The organism is Ralstonia sp. RL (assembly GCF_001683835.1).
Classification (GTDB): Bacteria; Pseudomonadota; Gammaproteobacteria; order Burkholderiales; family Burkholderiaceae; genus Ralstonia; species Ralstonia mannitolilytica.
Map to the genome: position 1 here is coordinate 13,199 of NZ_LWRX01000148.1, position 17,992 is coordinate 31,190.

Annotated in this window: 18 protein-coding genes; 11 read left to right on the forward strand and 7 right to left on the reverse strand. The window is 65.7% G+C overall.

The window, feature by feature from the left end; genetic code table 11:
• Window positions 1–180 precede the first annotated feature (180 nt).
• The 9 genes from A6M56_RS13750 to A6M56_RS13790 all read left to right on the forward strand — a co-directional run bounded on the left by A6M56_RS13750 (window position 181) and on the right by A6M56_RS13790 (window position 10,148).
• Window positions 181–1,173: a MurR/RpiR family transcriptional regulator gene (locus A6M56_RS13750; protein ID WP_045786725.1), complete on the forward strand. Its 993-nt coding sequence runs from the start codon at window positions 181–183 to the stop codon at window positions 1,171–1,173.
• Between the two features lie 17 nt (window positions 1,174–1,190).
• A complete protein-coding gene (locus tag A6M56_RS13755) occupies window positions 1,191–2,156 on the forward strand; it encodes an isoaspartyl peptidase/L-asparaginase family protein (protein WP_102079754.1) in 966 nt (321 codons plus the stop codon).
• A gap of 87 nt (window positions 2,157–2,243) precedes the next feature.
• Window positions 2,244–4,091, forward strand: a complete 1,848-nt coding sequence (locus tag A6M56_RS13760; protein ID WP_373271738.1) for a dipeptide ABC transporter ATP-binding protein — start codon at window positions 2,244–2,246, stop codon at window positions 4,089–4,091.
• 49 nt (window positions 4,092–4,140) lie between these two features.
• Window positions 4,141–5,706 carry a glutathione ABC transporter substrate-binding protein GsiB gene (gene gsiB, locus A6M56_RS13765; protein WP_102079756.1) on the forward strand — a complete coding sequence of 522 codons (1,566 nt, stop codon included), beginning with the start codon at window positions 4,141–4,143 and terminating at the stop codon, window positions 5,704–5,706.
• Between the two features lie 70 nt (window positions 5,707–5,776).
• The gene (gsiC, locus tag A6M56_RS13770) at window positions 5,777–6,700 is read left to right on the forward strand and encodes a glutathione ABC transporter permease GsiC (protein WP_102079757.1); all 924 of its coding nucleotides are present in this window, start codon (window positions 5,777–5,779) and stop codon (window positions 6,698–6,700) included.
• Window positions 6,701–6,710: 10 nt separating this feature from the next.
• The gene (gene gsiD, locus A6M56_RS13775; RefSeq protein WP_045786730.1) at window positions 6,711–7,610 is read left to right on the forward strand and encodes a glutathione ABC transporter permease GsiD; all 900 of its coding nucleotides are present in this window, start codon (window positions 6,711–6,713) and stop codon (window positions 7,608–7,610) included.
• 1 nt (window position 7,611) lies between these two features.
• Entirely contained in the window at window positions 7,612–8,637 is a 1,026-nt protein-coding gene (locus tag A6M56_RS13780) for a DmpA family aminopeptidase (RefSeq protein ID WP_062739140.1), read from the forward strand.
• 9 nt (window positions 8,638–8,646) lie between these two features.
• The gene (locus A6M56_RS13785; protein WP_045786732.1) at window positions 8,647–9,462 is read left to right on the forward strand and encodes a M55 family metallopeptidase; all 816 of its coding nucleotides are present in this window, start codon (window positions 8,647–8,649) and stop codon (window positions 9,460–9,462) included.
• Window positions 9,463–9,782: 320 nt separating this feature from the next.
• Window positions 9,783–10,148 carry a chitin-binding domain-containing protein gene (locus A6M56_RS13790; RefSeq protein ID WP_062739142.1) on the forward strand — a complete coding sequence of 122 codons (366 nt, stop codon included), beginning with the start codon at window positions 9,783–9,785 and terminating at the stop codon, window positions 10,146–10,148.
• Window positions 10,149–10,244: 96 nt separating this feature from the next.
• Here A6M56_RS13790 and prmB read toward each other — a convergent pair whose 3' ends face one another.
• From prmB to dapC, 7 genes are read right to left on the reverse strand one after another with little or no spacing between them, the layout of a single operon-like run.
• Window positions 10,245–11,147, reverse strand: a complete 903-nt coding sequence (gene prmB, locus A6M56_RS13795) for a 50S ribosomal protein L3 N(5)-glutamine methyltransferase (protein WP_102079759.1) — start codon at window positions 11,145–11,147, stop codon at window positions 10,245–10,247.
• A 17-nt stretch (window positions 11,148–11,164) separates the two neighbouring features.
• The gene (locus A6M56_RS13800; RefSeq protein ID WP_102079760.1) at window positions 11,165–11,683 is read right to left on the reverse strand and encodes a class IV adenylate cyclase; all 519 of its coding nucleotides are present in this window, start codon (window positions 11,681–11,683) and stop codon (window positions 11,165–11,167) included.
• A gap of 10 nt (window positions 11,684–11,693) precedes the next feature.
• Entirely contained in the window at window positions 11,694–12,845 is a 1,152-nt protein-coding gene (gene dapE / locus A6M56_RS13805) for a succinyl-diaminopimelate desuccinylase (RefSeq protein WP_102079761.1), read from the reverse strand.
• Window positions 12,846–12,870: 25 nt separating this feature from the next.
• Window positions 12,871–13,215 carry an arsenate reductase gene (locus tag A6M56_RS13810; protein ID WP_102079762.1) on the reverse strand — a complete coding sequence of 115 codons (345 nt, stop codon included), beginning with the start codon at window positions 13,213–13,215 and terminating at the stop codon, window positions 12,871–12,873.
• Window positions 13,216–13,229: 14 nt separating this feature from the next.
• Complete coding sequence (locus tag A6M56_RS13815) at window positions 13,230–13,643, reverse strand: membrane protein (RefSeq protein WP_045786737.1); 414 nt, start codon at window positions 13,641–13,643, stop codon at window positions 13,230–13,232.
• Window positions 13,644–13,703: 60 nt separating this feature from the next.
• On the reverse strand, window positions 13,704–14,531 hold the full coding sequence (dapD, locus tag A6M56_RS13820) for a 2,3,4,5-tetrahydropyridine-2,6-dicarboxylate N-succinyltransferase (protein ID WP_004626643.1): 828 nt from the start codon (window positions 14,529–14,531) through the stop codon (window positions 13,704–13,706).
• A 45-nt stretch (window positions 14,532–14,576) separates the two neighbouring features.
• Entirely contained in the window at window positions 14,577–15,776 is a 1,200-nt protein-coding gene (dapC, locus tag A6M56_RS13825; RefSeq protein WP_062739144.1) for a succinyldiaminopimelate transaminase, read from the reverse strand.
• 129 nt (window positions 15,777–15,905) lie between these two features.
• On the opposite strand from dapC, the gene A6M56_RS13830 reads away from it, so the two are divergent.
• Both A6M56_RS13830 and A6M56_RS13835 read left to right on the forward strand, forming a co-directional pair.
• Window positions 15,906–16,826 carry a DMT family transporter gene (locus A6M56_RS13830; RefSeq protein WP_102079763.1) on the forward strand — a complete coding sequence of 307 codons (921 nt, stop codon included), beginning with the start codon at window positions 15,906–15,908 and terminating at the stop codon, window positions 16,824–16,826.
• A gap of 37 nt (window positions 16,827–16,863) precedes the next feature.
• Entirely contained in the window at window positions 16,864–17,910 is a 1,047-nt protein-coding gene (locus tag A6M56_RS13835; RefSeq protein ID WP_102079764.1) for an alpha/beta fold hydrolase, read from the forward strand.
• The last annotated feature ends 82 nt before the right edge of the window (window positions 17,911–17,992 follow it).

The window sequence follows — 17,992 nt, forward strand, 5'->3', positions numbered from 1 at the left end:
GATCCTGGCGCGCCGGGAGCGGCCGATGTGGTGCATTGCACCGTTGAAGCGCGCCGCGCGCCCGGCATCTGTGCGGACGCTTTTGACCTAGGGAAAACCATAGGTCTGCATGAAAGTTTTTTTCTTTACATGCGCCATTCGTGAAAATACATTTACACAAAATTTTCACAGCCCAGGAACATGGCGAAACCCACCAGCAAGCGTACGGATGTGTCCAAGGGCGCATTCGCGGCCGATGCCTCGGTCTCCGAGCGCATCGGAGCGGCGCTTGCCACGCTCACGCCGGCGCACCAGCGCATGGCCGAATACGTGCTGGCGAACCCGTTTCGCGCCGCCACCATGCGCATCGACGAGTTTGCCGCCGCGGTGGACATGTCGATTGCCACGGCCAACCGTTTTGCGCTGGCGCTGGGCTTTGACGGCTATCCGCAGTTTCGCGCGGAGCTGCTGCGCGGCTTCGAGGCGACGCTCGCGCCGGTCGAGAAGCTGCGTCACGAGCTGGCCCGGCCGGCCACCAGCGCCGAGATTTTCGCCGCCTCGCTCAACGAAGACATTGCCAACCTCGATGCCACCCGCCGCATGGTCGATGCCGCCGCCTGCGAGCGCGCGGTGGATGCCATCCTCGGTGCGCAGCGCATCTACGTGATGGGCTTTGGCGCCAGCGGCTACCTCGCCGGGCTGCTGCGCCACGGGCTGGATCTGTACTGCAACACGGTGATTTCCGTCTCGCAGGCGGGCGGCGCATCGGACGCGGCCCGCCAGCTGCGCAAGATCGGCCCGAAGGACCTGCTGATCGCCATCGCGTTTCCGCGCTATGCCGCCGACACCATCACCCTGGCCAGGCAAGCCGGCGAGCAGGGCTGCCAGGTGCTGGCCTTGACCGATGGCCCGACTTCGCCGCTCGCGCCGCTGGCCGGCATCGCGCTGTATGCGCGCACCGAGCGGCAGTTCTCCGCGACGTCGGACACGGCCGCCGTGGCGCTGTTCGAGGCGCTCTGCGGCGCGGTGGCGCATCGCTCTGCGCATTCGCTCGAGTCTGCCGAGCGCCTGACTGCCTTCGTGCTGCCCTGGCTGCATACCGGCCAGGCATCGCGCCCAGGCACATCGGGCGCCGACGCTTCCGGCGCGTCCACCACCTCTCGCCGCGGCCGCAAGCGCGCCGCTGAAAACTGATTTTCATAGAGCCACGCATGACCACGCCCATTCTCGCCATCCATGGCGGCGCCGGCACCATCACCCGTTCGGACATGAGCGCCGACAAGGAAGCCGCCTACCAGCAGGCGCTCAACGACATCCTGGCTGCCGGCCAGCGCATCCTGGTGGACGGCGGCAGCGCCCTCGATGCAGTGACCGAGGCCGTGCGCCTGCTCGAAGAATGCCCGCTGTTCAATGCCGGCAAGGGTGCGGTGCTCACGAGCGCCGGCACGTACGAACTCGATGCGTCGATCATGGATGGCACCACGCTGGCCGCCGGCGCGGTGACGTGCGTCAAACGGCTGCGCAACCCCATCCTCGCGGCCCGTGCCGTGATGGAACACAGCGAACACGTGCTGTTCACCTCGGAGGGCGCCGAGGCATTCGCCCAGGCACAGGGCCTGGAGTTCGTCGAGCCCGGCTATTACTACACCGAGGCCCGCTACGCCCAGTGGCAGCGTGCCCGCCAGAAAGACGGCATGGCGATGTTCCTCGACCACGACGCCGCATCACTCATGGCCAAGCCGGCCGAACCCATCGACCCGGACAGCAAGTTCGGCACCGTGGGTGCCGTGGCGTGCGATGCGCAAGGCCGGCTGGCGGCGGCCACGTCCACGGGCGGCGTCACCAACAAGGAGGTCGGCCGCGTGGGCGATACGCCGATCGTCGGGGCAGGGTGTTTCGCCAACAACGTGGCGGCGGTGTCGTGCACGGGCACGGGCGAGATGTTCATCCGCGCCGTCGCGGCCTACGACGTGGCCGCGCAGATGCAGTACGCCGGCAAGTCGCTGGCCGACGCGGCGGACGATGTGGTGATGCGCAAGCTCGTCGCCATCGAGGGCCGCGGCGGGATGATCGCCGTCGACGCGCAGGGCAACGTTGCGTTGCCGTTCAACACCGAAGGGATGTACCGCGGGTTTGCGCGCGGGGCCGAAGCGCCCGTCGTGTCGATCTACCGGTAAGCACGAGCCCAGCAGAGAAGCGAGCAGGACAGCAGGAGATTTGTCGTGACAGCAAACAAACAGCCCAGTGCCAGCAGCGTCATTGCCATGCCCGATCAGCGCGTCGTGCAGGTGCAGGACCTGAGCGTGCGCTTTGCCACGTCCGAACGTGTGGTCGACGCGGTGCGCAACCTGTCGTTCCATGTCGACCGCGGCGAGACGCTGGCCGTGGTGGGCGAATCGGGGTCGGGCAAGTCGGTGACGTCGCTGGCGCTGATGCGGCTGGTGGAGCACGGCGGCGGCAAGATCGTCGGCGGGCAGATGCATTTGCGCCGCCGCAACGGCGAGGTCCTGGACCTGGCCAACGCTAGCCCGGCGGCCATGCGTGGCGTGCGCGGCGCCGATATCGCGATGATCTTCCAGGAGCCGATGACCTCGCTCAACCCGGTGTTCACCGTGGGCGAGCAGATTGCCGAATCGATCCGCCTGCACCAGGGCAAGCCCGCCAGTGAAGCCAAGGCCGAGGCACTGCGCATGCTCGAGCTGGTGCGCATTCCCGAGGCGCGCAATGTGCTGGGGCGCTATCCGCACCAATTGTCGGGCGGCATGCGCCAGCGCGTGATGATCGCAATGGCGCTGTCATGCAAACCGTCGCTGTTGATTGCGGATGAGCCGACCACCGCGCTGGACGTCACCATCCAGGCCGAAATCCTGCAACTGATCCGCGCGCTGCAGCAGGAGCTGCACATGGCCGTGGTGTTCATCACGCACGACATGGGCGTGGTGGCGGAAGTGGCCGACCGCGTGCTCGTGATGTACAAGGGCGATCGCGTGGAAGAGGGCCCGTCGGCCACGGTCTTCGCACAGCCGGCGCATCCGTATACGCGTGCGCTGCTGTCGGCGGTGCCGCGCCTTGGCTCGATGCAGGGCACCGATGGTCCGGCGCGCTTTCCGCTGTTGCGTGTGGATGGCACGGCCGCCGCGGTCGATACGACACCGCAACCGGCGGCGTCGCACGATGTGCAACCCATTTTGCGTGTGCGTGATCTCGTCACGCGCTTTGACGTGCCCACGGGCATCTTCGGCCGCGTCACGCGCCGGGTGCATGCGGTGGAGCAGGTCAGTTTTGATCTCTACCCTGGTGAGACGCTGGCGCTGGTCGGCGAATCGGGCTGCGGCAAGTCGACGACGGGACGGTCGCTCTTGCGTCTGGTGGAGTGCCAGAGCGGCAGCATCGAATTTGCCGGCCAGAACATCGGCGAGTTGAAGGGGCCCGCGCTCCAGACGCTTCGCCGAAACATCCAGTTCATCTTCCAGGACCCATTCGCCTCGCTGGACCCGCGCGTGCCGGTCGGCTACTCCATCATGGAGCCGCTGCTGGTGCACAAGGTGGCTTCCGGCAAAGAGGCGCAGCAACGCGTGGAATGGCTGCTCGACAAGGTGGGCCTGCAGGCCGCGCATGCGTCGCGCTATCCGCACGAGTTCTCGGGCGGGCAGCGCCAGCGCATCTGCATTGCGCGCGCGCTGGCATTGAACCCGAAAGTGGTGATTGCCGACGAGTCGGTGTCCGCGCTGGACGTGTCGATCCAGGCGCAGATCGTCAACCTGATGCTCGACCTGCAGAAGGAGTTTGGCGTTGCGTTCCTGTTCATCTCGCATGACATGGCGGTGGTGGAGCGCATCAGCCATCGCGTGGCCGTGATGTACCTGGGCCAGATCGTCGAGATCGGCCCGCGCCGCGCGATCTTCGAAAACCCGCAGCACCCCTATACGAAGAAGCTGATGTCGGCCGTGCCGATTGCGGACCCGGCGCGCCGTCACCTGAAGCGTGAACTTTCCACGCACGAAATTCCCAGCCCGATCCGTGCCGTTGGCGACCTGCCGGTGGTGCAGCCGTTGGTGCAAGTGGCGCCAGACCACTTTGTTGCCCGCCATTCGATTGGCGGCGCGTATTAATCGCAATACAGAACGCAGTGAGACGTCATCTTTGATGAGGAGGAAGGAAATGTTCAATCGCTTTGCCCACCGAGTCGCATTCGGCCCGCGCGCAGCCATGGTTGCCAGCGGCCTGGCCCTGGCTGCATTCACCATGCCGGCCTTTGCCGCCAAGGACGCCGTGATGGCGGTCTACTCGACCTTCACCACGATGGATCCGTACGACGCCAACGACACGCTGTCGTTCAGCGCCGCCAAGTCGTTCTATCAAGGCCTGTTCGGCTTCGACAAGGACATGAAGCTGGTCAACGTGCTGTGCGACAGCTACGACGTCAGCAAGGACGGCCTGGTCTACACGTTCAAGCTGCACAAGGGCGTGAAGTTCCACGACGGCACCACGTTTGACGCCACCGCCGTCAAGGCCAACCTGGACCGCGTGACGGACCCGGCCAACAAGCTCAAGCGTTTCGTGCTGTTTAACCGCGTGGCGAAGACCGAAGTGGTGGATCCGTACACCGCGCGCGTGACGCTCAAGGAGCCGTTCTCGCCGTTCATCAACGTGCTGGCGCACCCGTCGGCAGCCATGATTTCGCCCACGGCGCTCAAGAAGTACGGCAAGGACATCGCCTTCCACCCGGTCGGCACCGGCCCGTTCGAGTTTGTCGAATGGAAGCAGACCGACTACCTGAAGGGGAAGAAATTCGACGGCTACTGGAAGCATGGCCTGCCGAAGATCGACACCATCACCTGGAAGCCGGTGGTCGACAACAACACGCGCGCCACCGTCATGCAGACGGGCGAAGCCGACTTTGCGTTCACGATTCCGTTCGAGCAGGCCGCGGTGCTCAAGAGCAGCCCGAAGGTTGACCTGATTGCAGCGCCGTCGATCATTCAGCGCTATGTCAGCTTCAACACCAACGTGAAGCCGTTCGACAACCCCAAGGTGCGTCAGGCAATCAACTACGCCATCAACAAGGATGCGCTGACCAAGGTGGCGTTTGCGGGCTACGCCGTGCCGTCTGAAGGTGTGGTGCCGCCGGGCGTGGACTACGCCGTCAAGCTGGGTCCGTGGCCGTACAACCCGGCCAAGGCGAAAGAGCTGCTGAAGGAAGCAGGCTATCCGAACGGCTTCGAGACGCAACTGTGGTCGGCCTACAACCACACGACGGCGCAGAAGATCATCCAGTTCGTGCAGCAGCAACTGGCACAGGTCGGCATCAAGGCGTCCGTGCTGGCGCTGGAAGCCGGCCAGCGCGTCGAGCGCGTCGAAAGCGTGCCGAAGCCGGAAGACGCCGGCGTGCGCATGTACTACGCAGGCTGGTCGTCGTCGACGGGTGAATCGGATTGGGCGCTGCGTCCGCTGCTGGCATCGGAAGCCATGCCGCCCAAGTCGTTCAACACGGCGTACTACAAGAACGAGCAGGTCGATGCCGACATCGCGGGCGCGCTGCGCACGACCGATCGCGCAGAGAAGTCGAAGCTCTACACCGACGCGCAGAAGCGCATCTGGGAAGACGCACCGTGGGCCTTCCTGGTGACGGAGAAGATCGTCTACGCACGTTCGAAGCGTCTGTCGGGGGCCTACGTGGCGCCGGACGGCTCGTTCAGCTTTGATGACATCGACATCAAGCAGTAAGCCTCAACGTTGTGCCGGCCCGCGCAGGCGTTGTGCGGGCCACTGAATTTCCGCCTGCGGTGGATTTGCCATGCTGAATTACTTCGTAAAACGTGTGCTGGGCGTGATCCCGACGCTGCTGATCGTGGCAGTGCTGGTGTTCCTGTTCGTGCATCTGTTGCCCGGCGACCCGGCGCGTTTGGCCGCCGGCCCCGAAGCGGACGAGACGACGGTCGATCTCGTACGCAAGGACCTGGGCCTGGACAAGCCGATGCACGAGCAGTTCGTGCGTTTCTTCGCCAACGCCGCACGCGGTGAATTCGGCAACTCCATCCGCACCAAGCGCCCGGTGAGCGAAGAGATTGGCGAACGCTTCTGGCCGACGCTCAACCTGACGATCACCAGCATGGTGTGGGCGGTGATCTTCGGCATGGTGATCGGCATCACATCCGCCGTGTGGCGCAACAAGTGGCCCGACCGTCTGGGCATGACGCTCGCCGTGTCGGGCATTTCGTTTCCCGCGTTCGCACTGGGCATGCTGCTGATGGAGGTGTTCTCGGTGCAGCTCGGCTGGCTGCCGTCCATCGGCGCGGATAGCTGGAAGCACTACGTCCTGCCTTCGCTCACGCTGGGCGCGGCCGTGGCCGCCGTGATGGCGCGCTTCACGCGTGCATCGTTCGTGGAAGTGCTGCAGGAAGACTTCGTACGCACCGCCCGTGCCAAGGGCGTGCGCGAGACGGTGGTGGTCATCAAGCATTGCCTGCGCAACGCGATGATCCCGGTGGTGACGATGATGGGTCTGCAGTTCGGCTTTCTGCTGGGCGGCTCGATCGTCGTGGAGAAGGTGTTCAACTGGCCGGGTCTCGGGCGCCTGCTGGTAGATGCGGTGGAGATGCGCGACTACCCGGTCATCCAGGCCGAGGTGCTGCTGTTCTCCCTGGAGTTCATCCTGATCAACCTCGTGGTGGACATGCTGTACACCGTCATCAACCCCACCATCCGCTACAAGAAGTAAGGAGGCCGCCATGACCCAAGCCACAAGCCAGGCGGTCGCACCGCAAGCCGCCACCGAACCCGTCCGCACCCCGTGGACGGAGTTCTGGCGCAAGTTCCGCAAGCAGCATCTGGCGATGGGCGCCGGTGTGTTCGTGATCGCGCTGGTGTTGATCGCCATCCTCGCGCCGCACATCGTGCCGTTCGACCCGGAAAACTATTTCGACTACGACGCGCTCAACGCGGGGCCGTCGGCGCAGCATTGGTTTGGCGTCGACTCGCTGGGCCGCGATATCTTCAGCCGCATCCTGATGGGCACGCGCATCTCGCTGGAAGCGGGCTTCGTGTCGGTCATCATCGGCGCCATCGTGGGCACCATGCTGGGCCTGCTGGCCGGCTACTACGAAGGCTGGTGGGACCGCATCGTCATGCGCATCTCCGACGTGCTGTTCGCCTTCCCGGGCATCCTGCTGGCCATCGGCATCGTCGCCATCCTGGGCAACGGCATGATCAACGTGATCTTTGCCGTGGCGGTGTTCAGCATTCCGGCGTTTGCGCGGCTGGTGCGCGGCAACACGCTCATGCTCAAGCACCTGACGTATGTGGAAGCCGCACGCAGCATCGGCGCATCGGACTGGACGATCATCATGCGGCACATCCTGCCGGGCACGATTTCGTCCATCGTCGTGTACTTCTCGATGCGGATCGGCACCTCGATCATCACCGCTGCCAGCCTTTCGTTCCTGGGCCTGGGCGCACAGCCGCCTACGCCGGAGTGGGGCGCGATGCTCAACGAGGCGCGCGCCGACATGGTGACGGCGCCGCACGTGGCGATCTTCCCGAGCCTGGCCATCTTCCTGACCGTGCTGGCGTTCAACCTGCTGGGCGACGGCCTGCGCGACGCGCTGGATCCGAAGATCGACCGCCGTTGATATGCCGATCCGCCTTCCTGCCATCGGCACGCTGCCGGCCGGCACACGCAACAGCATCACCGACGTGGCCGGCGTCACGGTCGGCCACGCAACGATTGCCGGCGGCGACATCCAGACCGGCGTGACCGTGGTACGCCCGCACGCGGGCGACGTGTTTCTCGACAAGGTGCCCGCCGCCAGCGTCGTGCTCAACGGCTTCGGCAAGAGCATCGGCCTGGTGCAGGTGGACGAACTCGGCGTGCTGGAAACGCCGATTGCGCTGACCAACACGTTTGCCGTGGGCGCGGTGGCGCAGGCGCAGATCCGCCAGGCGGTTGCCGCCAACCCGCAGATCGGCCGCGCATGGTCGACCGTCAATCCGCTCGTCTTCGAATGCAATGACGGCTACCTGAACGACCTGCAGGCGTTTGCCGTGCAGGACGTCCACTACGACGCGGCCTACGCTGCGGCAGCCCAAGCGTTTGAGCAGGGCGCGGTCGGGGCAGGGCGCGGGATGTCGTCGTTTGGCGTGAAGGGCGGCATCGGCTCTGCGTCGCGCGTGGTGGCGCTTGCTGACGGCACGCAACGCACGGTGGGCGCGCTGGTGCTGTCCAACTTTGGCGTGACGGAAAACCTGACGCTTGCCGGGCGCAACGTCGGTGCGGACTTGGCAAAAGCGCTGTCTGCCGGCACACCGGCGCCGGAAAAGGGCTCGATCATCATGCTGCTCGCCACGGATGCACCGCTTGATGCACGCCAGCTGCGCCGCCTTGCCTTGCGCGCTGGCGCCGGGCTGGCGCGCACCGGCTCCGTCTTCGGCCATGGCAGCGGCGACATCGCGCTCGCGTTCTCCACTGCCTACACCGTGCCGCACGAAGGCACACGCGCCATGCCGGCCGTCGCCATGACCCACGAATCGCACCTCGACCCGCTGTTCCAGGCCGCCGCCGACAGCGTCGAACAAGCCATCGTGCACGCGCTGTTCCACGCAACGGCCGTCACCGGCCGCGACGGCAACACGCGCCGCGCACTGACCGAATTGATCTGACCTGACTCCATGCGAATCCTGATTTCCGCCGACATCGAAGGCGTGGCCAACGTGTTCCACCCCGAGCAGACGCGCCCCGGCAACGGCGAATACGAACGCGCCCGCCGCTGGATGACCGCCGAAGCCGACGCCGCCGTGCGCGGTGCCTTCGACGGCGGCGCCACGGACGTGCTCGTCAACGATTCGCACGGAGGTTTCCGCAACCTCATCCCCGATTCCATCGATCGCCGCGCACGCTTCGTCCTCGGCAAGCCGCGCTACCTGAGCATGATGGCCGGCGTGGACGGCTGCGATGCCGTCTGCATGATCGGCTACCACGCGCGCGCCGGCAGCCGTGGCGTGCTGGCACACACCATCAACAGCTTCGCGTTTGCGCGCGTCTGGTTCAACGAACAGGAACTGGGCGAAGCCGGCCTCTACGGCGCCCTGGCCGGCGAGCGCGGTGTGCCGGTGGCCGTGGCCAGCGGCGACGACGTGTTCATCAAGGAAACCAAGCCGCTGCTGCCGCACACCACGTTTGTCGAGACCAAGCAGGCCGAAGGCCAGAACGCCGGCACATCGCTCTCGCCCGAGCAGTCGTGCGAAGCCATCTACGCAGCGGTCAAAGCCACGGTACGGCGCGGCCATTTCAGCATGCCGCTGCGCCTCCAGGCACCGATCGTCTGCCGCCTGCAAACGCAAACGCCCGCATTGGCCGATCTGTTCTGCCAATGGCCCGCCCTGGAGCGCGTCGACGGCACGATGCTGCGCTTCGCCGCCGACTCCGTAGAACATGCCGTGCGCATGCTCAACAGCCTCTCCGCCATGTCCGCGATGCTGCGTTAAGCACCAGCTCGACGCGTCACGGCGGCAGCGCACGCGCCCCGACGGTTTGGCCGTTCATGCCCTAGATGGCGCCTTGAATTTCTGTAAGCAGGCGGAAAAAAGACGGGGAACTGTCTGAGCGCAGCGAGTTTTCCCCGGCTCCGCCCGGTTACAGAAATTCAAGGAGTGGGTCGCCATCTCGGGCGCGCCTGTCTTTGCCTACCTTTCTTTGGCAAGACAAAGAAAGTCGGTCGGCCCCGACAGGGGACGAAACAGGGATGGACCAAAAACGCACATCACAGCGTAAACTTCAGCACATCCAACCCCCGAAGGAGCCCCCCATGACCCGCGCACTCACACTCACCACGTTGCTGTGTGCGCTAGCAGTCGTCACGGTAACCGCCTGCGACCGCCGCCCATCTCCCAATCCGCCCGCGCCCCAAACATCCAAGGCCGAGAAAGAGGCCGCCGCGCTGGCCAAAGCCGCCGCGGAATTCAAGTGCCCGGGGCCTTCCGCCCGATTCATGGTCGACGACGGCACCAACCGCGGCCCGAAGCAGCCCGAGCGCACCAATTGCACCACCGCCTACGCCACGTGCGATGCGCAGTCCCGGGCCGTGCTCGACCGCTGCCCGAGCGGCCAGGTGTTCGACAAGCGTTTTTCCATCTGCGTCGTGAAAGACGCGTGCGATGAGGTGAGGTCCTGACGCTGTTTCGGCAGCGGCGGCCGTTGCAGCCTCGCCTGCGAGTTGCGCTTGGTGCGTCCGGTTCCGAAGCCCGCGCGTGGGCAGAACACTCGGCGCTTAAAGCGCCTCGCGCGTAATCAGGAACACCTGGTCTTCGCCCGCGCTGGTCGGCAGCCAGATGAGGTCGAGATCGGGGAACGCCGCCTCAACGTTTTCACGCTCGTTGCCGATTTCCACCACCAGCACGCCGTGCGGCTTGAGGTGGCGCGGTGCGTCGGCGAGGATGCGGCGCACGACGTCCATGCCGTCGTTGCCGCCGGCCAGCGCCATGTGCGGCTCGGCACGATACTCGGGCGGCAGCGCCTGCATCGACGCTTCGTTTACGTACGGCGGGTTCGTCAGGATCACGTCGTAATGCACGCCCGGCGGCAGCGGCGCATACAGGTCGCCCTCGTGCAGGCGGATGCGGTCTTGCAAGCGGTATTCGTCGACATTGCGATTGGCCACCACCAGTGCATCCGGTGACAGGTCCACCGCGTCGATCGTCGCATTGGGCCATTGCAGCGCCGCCAGGATCGACAGGCAGCCCGAGCCGGTGCACAGCTCCAGCACGTCGGTCGGGCCGTCTTCCTGGTCGATCCACGGTTCCAGCCCGTCTTCGAGCAATTCGCCGATGAAGCTGCGCGGCACGATCACGCGCTCGTCCACGTAGAAGCGCATGCCGTGCATGAACGCCTCGTGCGTGATGTACGCAGCGGGCACACGGTCGACGGCGCGGCGCTCGATCACCTTCAGCACGGCCGCCACTTCTTCGGGCAGCAGGCGCGCGTCCATGAACGGCTCCAGCGTGTCGATCGGCAGGTGCAGCGTGTGCAGGATCAGGTAGGCGGCTTCGTCGTAGGCGTTCTCGCTGCCGTGGCCGAAGACGAGGCCCGCCGCGGTGAAGCGCGACACGGCGTAGCGCAGCAGGTCGCGCACGGTGGTGAACGGGTGGGAAGCGGGGAGGGTAGGCGTGGTCATGGGTGACGTGAGTTGGCTCAGCGTTGGGTGGCAGCGAGCAGGTCGACGTAGGCCACGTCGAGCAGGTCGGATTCGGCAATGCCGAGGGTGCGCATCAGTTGATGGGCGGTCTTCACGCCGTCGTTTTCGGACTGCGTATCGCGCAGCACGACTTCGAGTTCGACGAAATCGCCGAGGTCTTTCACCGCATCGACATGAATGCGCGTCTGGCCGGAGAGATACAGCTGGCGCACCTTGATGACCCGGCCGGCGGTGCCGATGGCGGCGGCCAGCGTGTCGCGCAGGGCATCGGGCGCGCTGGTCGGAACGATGTGGTAGCTGGACACCCGCGGGCCGGTGCTGTCGGCACGGAAGTAGTGGATCAGCTCCCCGCGCTCGGGCGAGAACTGCCGCAGCTTCAGGCGCCCGTTCGCGCAGGCGAAGAACGTGTCGTCCTGCTCGATGCGCTCGGGGCCGGAATCCGCGATGGCGGCCGCGCGTTCAATCAGCGCAGCCACATCGCGCACACGCGCCTTGATCTCGACGTTGCGCGCCATCGGGGCAACCTCAGGCGATCAACGTTTCCAAGACGCGGCGATATACGTTTTTCAGCGGCTCGATAAACGCCACTTCGACGTGTTCGTCGATCTTGTGGATGCTCGCGTTCGGCGGGCCGAACTCGATCACCTGCGGGCAGATCTTGGCGATGAAGCGGCCGTCCGACGTGCCGCCGGTCGTCGATAGCTCGGTGGTGACGCCGCACTCGGCCTGGATGGCGGCGCTGAGCGCTTCGGACAGTTCGCCGCGCGGGGTGAGGAAGGGTTCGCCGCCGAGCGTCCAGTCCAGCGTGTAGTCCAGGCCGTGCGCATCGAGGATGCCGTGCACGCGGGCTTTCAGGCCCTCGGGCGTGCTCGCCGTCGAGAAGCGGAAGTTGAAGTCGACGGTGACGTGGCCCGGGATGATGTTGGTCGCACCCGTGCCGCCGTGGATGTTCGACATCTGCCACGTGGTTGGCGGGAAGTACTCATTGCCGTCGTCCCACTTGGCGGCGGCCAGTTCGGCAAGTGCGGGCGCGGCCAGGTGGATCGGGTTCTTCGCCAGATGCGGATACGCAATGTGACCCTGCACGCCGTTGACCGTGAGCTTGCCCGACAGCGAGCCGCGACGGCCGTTCTTGACCATGTCGCCGAGCGTGGACACCGAGGTCGGTTCCCCGACGACACAGTAATCGAGTCGTTCGCCGCGTGCGCGCAGGAGGTCGCACACCTTGACGGTGCCGTCATGCGCGGGGCCTTCTTCGTCGCTGGTGATCAGGAAGCCGATCGAGCCGGCGTGGTCCGGATGCTTCGCAACGAACTCTTCCGATGCCACCACGAAGGCGGCGATGGAGGTCTTCATGTCGGCCGCGCCGCGGCCGTACAGCTTGCCGTCGCGGTGCGTGGGTTCGAACGGGTCGGAGTGCCATTGCTCGACGGGGCCGGTGGGCACCACGTCGGTGTGGCCTGCGAAGACCAGCAGCTTGCCGCCGGTGCCGGCGCGTCCACGCTTGACCGCCCACAGGTTGGTCACGCGAAAGTGGTCCGGACCGCTGACCACGGTTTCGCATTCGAAGCCGGCGGCGCTCAGGCGTTCGATCAGCACGTCCTGGCAGCCCTTGTCTTCGGGCGTGACGGAGCGGCGGCGGATCAGGTCTTCAGTGAGGGCAAGCGTGGGCGACATGTCGGTCACGATGATGTTGTCTTGGTTAGAACAGGGCGGCGTACTGTTCGGCCGAAAAGCCCACGTTGACGGTCTTGCCGTGCACCAGCACCGGACGCTTGATGAGCGACGGGTTGGCCTGCATCAGCGCGATGGCGCCGGCTTCGTCTTCGGCGCGGGCCTTGTCGGCGTCAGACAGGGCGCGCCACGTGGTGCCCTTGCGGTTGAGCAGCGTGGTGAGCGGCACATGCCTGAGCCAGCCGGCCAGCATGTCGGCGCTCACGCCTTGCTTCTTGAAATCGTGAAACGTGTAGGCAACGCCGTTCGATTCGAGCCACGTGCGGGCTTTCTTCACGGTGTCGCAATTGGGGATGCCGTGCAGGGTCGTCATGGTGGGATTCGCAATCAGTGTCGAGAGGCTTGCAGGGCAAACGCGAGGGCCGCAACGGCCAAGGCAAGACCGATGGACGCCAGCCATGTCATGCGCTTCAGGCGGCGCTCCAGCCGCGCGGCTTCGTCGCGCAGCGCGTCGATGGTGATGGCGTGCTGCTCAGCCAGCAGCTTGACGGATTCAGCCTGCTGCAGGATCGCCGCTTCCAGCTCGGCGATGCGTGTATTCGGATCGGGCGCGGCGCCTTCTGCGCGGGCAGCTTCGGTGCCGGTTTTCTTGCGGTTCTTGAACTTGTCGATGGTCTTGTTCGCCTGCTCCAGGATGGTGGGCAGCAGCGACAGGACAGTCCCGATGGTGTTTGGATCAAGACCCATGATGCGTTGGCGCAGCTTGCCGAAGCGGGAGCCGGTGGCATTGCGTTCGGACATGGCTGCGCTTGAAGTGGTTGGCATGCCCGCAAGACTAGCAGGCATGCCTTGCGCCGGTGCTTAATCGCCGCGCAGCAGTTCGTTCAGGCCAACCTTGGCGCGCGTCTTGGCGTCGACCTTCTTGACGATCACGGCGCAGTACAGGCTGTGCGAGCCGTCCTTCGACGGCAGGTTGCCCGCCACCACCACCGAGCCCGCCGGAATGCGGCCGTAGCTGACTTCTCCGGTTTCGCGGTCGTAGATCTTGGTCGACTGGCCCAGGTACACGCCCATCGAAATCACCGAGTTCTCTTCAACGATCACGCCTTCCACGACTTCCGAGCGTGCGCCGATGAAGCAGTTGTCTTCGATGATGACCGGGTTGGCCTGCAGCGGCTCCAGCACGCCGCCGATGCCCACGCCGCCCGACAGGTGCACGTTCTTGCCGATCTGTGCGCACGAACCGACGGTGGCCCACGTGTCGACCATCGTGCCTTCGTCAACGTAAGCGCCGATGTTCACGTACGACGGCATCAGCACGGCGTTCTTGGCGATGAACGAGCCACGGCGCGCCACGGCCGGCGGCACCACGCGGAAGCCACCCGCCGCGAAGTCTTCTGCCGTGTAGTTGGCGAACTTGCTCGGCACCTTGTCGTAGAACTGCGTGAAGCCGCCGGCAGCCATCGGCGCGTTGTCTTCCAGGCGGAACGACAGCAGCACGGCCTTCTTGATCCACTGATTGACGATCCACTCGCCGTCCTTCTTCTCGGCCACACGCAGCGCGCCGCGATCGAGCTGGCCGATCACGTTGGCGACGGCTTCGCGGACATCGGCCGGAGCGGACTTGGGCGACAGGTTGGCGCGGTCTTCCCACGCTTGGTCGATCAGGGATTGCAGTTGTTGCGTCATGGTCTTGTTGGCTCTCGGAGAGGAAGCAGAAGAGAAAAATCAGGATCAGCGTTGCTGGCAGAACTCGACGATGCGGCGTGCGCCTTCCAGGCATTCGTCCACGCCGGCCACCAGCGCGATGCGCACGTAGTCCTGGCCCGGATTCGTGCCATGCGCCTCGCGCGCGAGATAGCTGCCCGGCAGCACGGCGACGTTCTTGGCGGCCAGCAGCTGGCGTGCGAATTCGGTGTCCGACAGGCCCGTGCGCTTGACGTTGGCCCACAGATAGAAGGCTGCATCGGGCAGGGCCACGTCCAGCACCTCGGCCAGCATCGGCGTGACCTGCTGGAACTTCTTGACGTACTGCGCGCGGTTGTCGCGCACATGGGTCTCGTCGTTCCACGCAGCGATGCTAGCGGATTGCACCGACGGGCTCATCGCGCTGCCGTGATACGTGCGATACAGCAGATATGCCTTGAGCAGCTTGGCGTCGCCGGCCACGAAACCGGAGCGCATGCCCGGCACGTTGGAGCGCTTGGACAGGCTCGAGAACATCACCAGGCGATCAAAGCCGCGGCCCAGCTGGTGCGCGGCCTGCAGCGCGCCGAGCGGCGGATTGGCCTCGTCGAAATAGATCTCGGAATAGCACTCGTCCGACGCGATGATGAAGCCGTATTCGTCCGACAGCGCGAAGAGCTGCTTCCAGTCTTCGAGCGTGAGCACGGCGCCGGTCGGGTTGCCGGGGCTGCATACGAAGACGAGCTGCACGTTGCGCCATTCTTCGGGCGTGATCGCGGCGAAATCGGGCGCATAGTTGCGCGCCGGGTCGCTGTTGGCGAACAGCGGCGTGGCGCCGGCCAGCAGCGCCGAGCCTTCGTAGATCTGATAGAACGGGTTCGGGCACAGCACGCGGGCGCCGGGCTTGCTGCCGTCGATCACGGTCTGCGCGAACGAGAACAGCGCCTCGCGCGAGCCGTTGACGGGAATGACCTCCGTGGCCGGATCGACCCTCGGCAGGCCGTAGCGGCGCTCCAGCCAGCCGGCGATGCACTGTCGCAGTGCATCGGAACCGATGGTCGTGGGATAATTCGCCAGCCCGCCGAGCGCGGCGACGAGCGCATCCTTGATGAGCGCCGGTGTCGGGTGCTTGGGCTCGCCGATGCCGAAGCTGATCGGCGTATGCGCGGGGCTGGGCGTCACGTCCTTGACGAGCGCTTTCAGTTTTTCGAACGGATACGGCTGCAGGGCGGACAGGCGCGGATTCACGGTGCTGGGCTGGGTTGTAGGCCAAGCCGGGCGCTTGGCGGGAAGCCGGAAATTATACGGCCAACGGGTGTTGACGATCCCAAGACATTGCAGGCTGCGGCGGTTTTCCGCCGTTTTTTTATTGGTTCCATGACAGCAATCGTTTCACCGGCAGACGCCACGACCCATCCCGAGCCGCAATGGACGGCCGCGCTCTTCATTCTGCTGGGCGCCTCAGTCTGGGGCATTTCCTGGTATCCGTACCGTCTGCTGGCGGGCTGGGGCCTGGGCAGCATGATCGCCTCGTCGATGACCGGTGCCGCGGCCGCCATACTGGCCGCCGTGTTGCTGCGTCGTCACTTCCATACGTTCCAGTGGTCGTGGCTGATCCCGGCGCTGGGGCTGGCCGCCGGTGTGACCAACGCGGGCTTCGTGTGGGGCACGGTGCATGGCACGGTGATGCGGGTGTTGCTGCTGTTCTATCTCACGCCCGTATGGACGGCGCTGCTCGCACGGCTGTGGCTGCATGAACGCCTGGGCTGGCGTGGCGGCGTGCTGCTTGCCCTGGCGCTGTCCGGCGCGGTGATGATGCTGTGGTCGGGCGACGCCGGCACGCCGTGGCCGGGTTCGGCCGCAGAGTGGGCGGGCCTGATCGCAGGCTTTGCCTTTGCTTGCAACAACGTGCTGTCGCGCCTCGTCGGGCAGCGGCATCCGACCATGCGGCCGGAGATGCGCACGGTGGTGGTGTTTACAGGCTGCGCATGGGTGGGCTTTCCGGCAGCGCTGCTGTTCGATGGCGCGCGTGCGGTGCCTGCCGCGCTGGCGCAGGGCACGACATGGATGCTGGTGGCCGCCATGGCCTGCGTGCTGGTGGGCGGCAACGCGCTGGTGCAGCGCGGCCTGCAGCGCCTGCCGGCCAACCGCGCGGCGCTGCTGATGCTGTTCGAGATCGTGGTGGCGGCGGTGTCGTCGGCGCTGCTGACGTCGGAGACGTTGTCCGCGCAGGAGATCGCCGGCGGTGCCTGCATCATCCTGGCGGGCGCGCTGTCCGGCCTGTCGCGGCGCAAGTAGGCTGCGGTATTTCCCGTATCAACCGGAGGAGCTGCCGATGTTGCTTCGTTCGATGGTCATGACAGTGGCAGTCGCCCTGTCGATGGCGGCCGCCGCCGCGCAGGCCGCGCCCGCTGAAGGCGGCCCCGCGTACGGCCCGCGCCTGGAGGGTTTCGACTATCCCGCACCGGTCAGGCTGTTCAAGTTCGAGTCGCAGGGCAACGCACTGGAAATGGCCTACCTCGATGTCGCCCCGAAGCAGCCCAACGGCCAGGTCGCGGTGCTGCTGCACGGCAAGAACTTCTGCGCGGCCACGTGGGAAGGCACGATCGCCGCGCTGGCGGGCGCCGGCTACCGCGTCATCGCGCCCGACCAGATCGGCTTCTGCAAATCGAGCAAGCCGCGTGCGTATCAGTACTCGTTCCAGCAGTTGGCAGACAACACGCACGCGCTGCTGGCTTCGCTCGGCGTCGGGCAGGCCGTCGTGGTCGGCCATTCGACGGGCGGCATGCTGGCAACCCGCTATGCGCTGATGTATCCGACCGAGGTGTCGCGGCTCGTGATGATCAACCCGATCGGCCTGGAGGACTGGAAGGTCAAGGGCGTGCCGTCGCTGACGGTCGACCAGTGGTTCTCGCGCGAGAAGCAGACCACCGCCGAGCGCATCCGCGCCTATGAGCAGTCGACGTACTACGCCGGGCAGTGGCGGCCCGACTACGAGCGCTGGGTGCAGATGCTGGCCGGCATGTACCGCGGCCCGGGGCGGGAACTGGTGGCCTGGAACTCCGCGCTGCTGTACGACATGATCTACACGCAGCCCGTGGTCTACGAATTCGGCCAGGTGCGCGCGCCGACCCTGCTGCTGATCGGCCAGAAAGACACCACGGCGATCGGCAAGGATCTCGCCCCGGCCGAGTCACGCGCGCAGCTCGGCCGTTATCCCGAACTCGGCCGGGCGACGGCAAAGGCGATTCCGCGCGCCACGCTGGTGGAGTTGCCCGATGCAGGCCATGCGCCGCAGATCCAGGATCCTGATGCGCTGCACAAAGCGCTGCTGGACTGGCTTGCCGGCCCGGAAGCGCCGCGCACGCGCCGGCCCGACTGACACGATTTGTCGAAAGGATGAAACTGCTGACAAATGAGCAGCAATTCGCCGCCGGATGCAGCAAATTTCGTCCATTTTTGTA

Bases quoted from the DNA above. Each gene is read 5' to 3' on its own strand.
- A6M56_RS13750 (WP_045786725.1), top strand. From the start codon at position 181: ATGGCGAAACCCACCAGCAAGCGTACGGATGTGTCCAAGGGCGCATTC.
- A6M56_RS13755 (WP_102079754.1), top strand. From the start codon at position 1,191: ATGACCACGCCCATTCTCGCCATCCATGGCGGCGCCGGCACCATCACC.
- A6M56_RS13760 (WP_373271738.1), top strand. From the start codon at position 2,244: ATGCCCGATCAGCGCGTCGTGCAGGTGCAGGACCTGAGCGTGCGCTTT.
- gsiB (WP_102079756.1), top strand. From the start codon at position 4,141: ATGTTCAATCGCTTTGCCCACCGAGTCGCATTCGGCCCGCGCGCAGCC.
- gsiC (WP_102079757.1), top strand. From the start codon at position 5,777: ATGCTGAATTACTTCGTAAAACGTGTGCTGGGCGTGATCCCGACGCTG.
- gsiD (WP_045786730.1), top strand. From the start codon at position 6,711: ATGACCCAAGCCACAAGCCAGGCGGTCGCACCGCAAGCCGCCACCGAA.
- A6M56_RS13780 (WP_062739140.1), top strand. From the start codon at position 7,612: ATGCCGATCCGCCTTCCTGCCATCGGCACGCTGCCGGCCGGCACACGC.
- A6M56_RS13785 (WP_045786732.1), top strand. From the start codon at position 8,647: ATGCGAATCCTGATTTCCGCCGACATCGAAGGCGTGGCCAACGTGTTC.
- A6M56_RS13790 (WP_062739142.1), top strand. From the start codon at position 9,783: ATGACCCGCGCACTCACACTCACCACGTTGCTGTGTGCGCTAGCAGTC.
- prmB (WP_102079759.1), bottom strand. From the start codon at position 11,147: ATGACCACGCCTACCCTCCCCGCTTCCCACCCGTTCACCACCGTGCGC.
- A6M56_RS13800 (WP_102079760.1), bottom strand. From the start codon at position 11,683: ATGGCGCGCAACGTCGAGATCAAGGCGCGTGTGCGCGATGTGGCTGCG.
- dapE (WP_102079761.1), bottom strand. From the start codon at position 12,845: ATGTCGCCCACGCTTGCCCTCACTGAAGACCTGATCCGCCGCCGCTCC.
- A6M56_RS13810 (WP_102079762.1), bottom strand. From the start codon at position 13,215: ATGACGACCCTGCACGGCATCCCCAATTGCGACACCGTGAAGAAAGCC.
- A6M56_RS13815 (WP_045786737.1), bottom strand. From the start codon at position 13,643: ATGTCCGAACGCAATGCCACCGGCTCCCGCTTCGGCAAGCTGCGCCAA.
- dapD (WP_004626643.1), bottom strand. From the start codon at position 14,531: ATGACGCAACAACTGCAATCCCTGATCGACCAAGCGTGGGAAGACCGC.
- A6M56_RS13830 (WP_102079763.1), top strand. From the start codon at position 15,906: ATGACAGCAATCGTTTCACCGGCAGACGCCACGACCCATCCCGAGCCG.
- A6M56_RS13835 (WP_102079764.1), top strand. From the start codon at position 16,864: ATGTTGCTTCGTTCGATGGTCATGACAGTGGCAGTCGCCCTGTCGATG.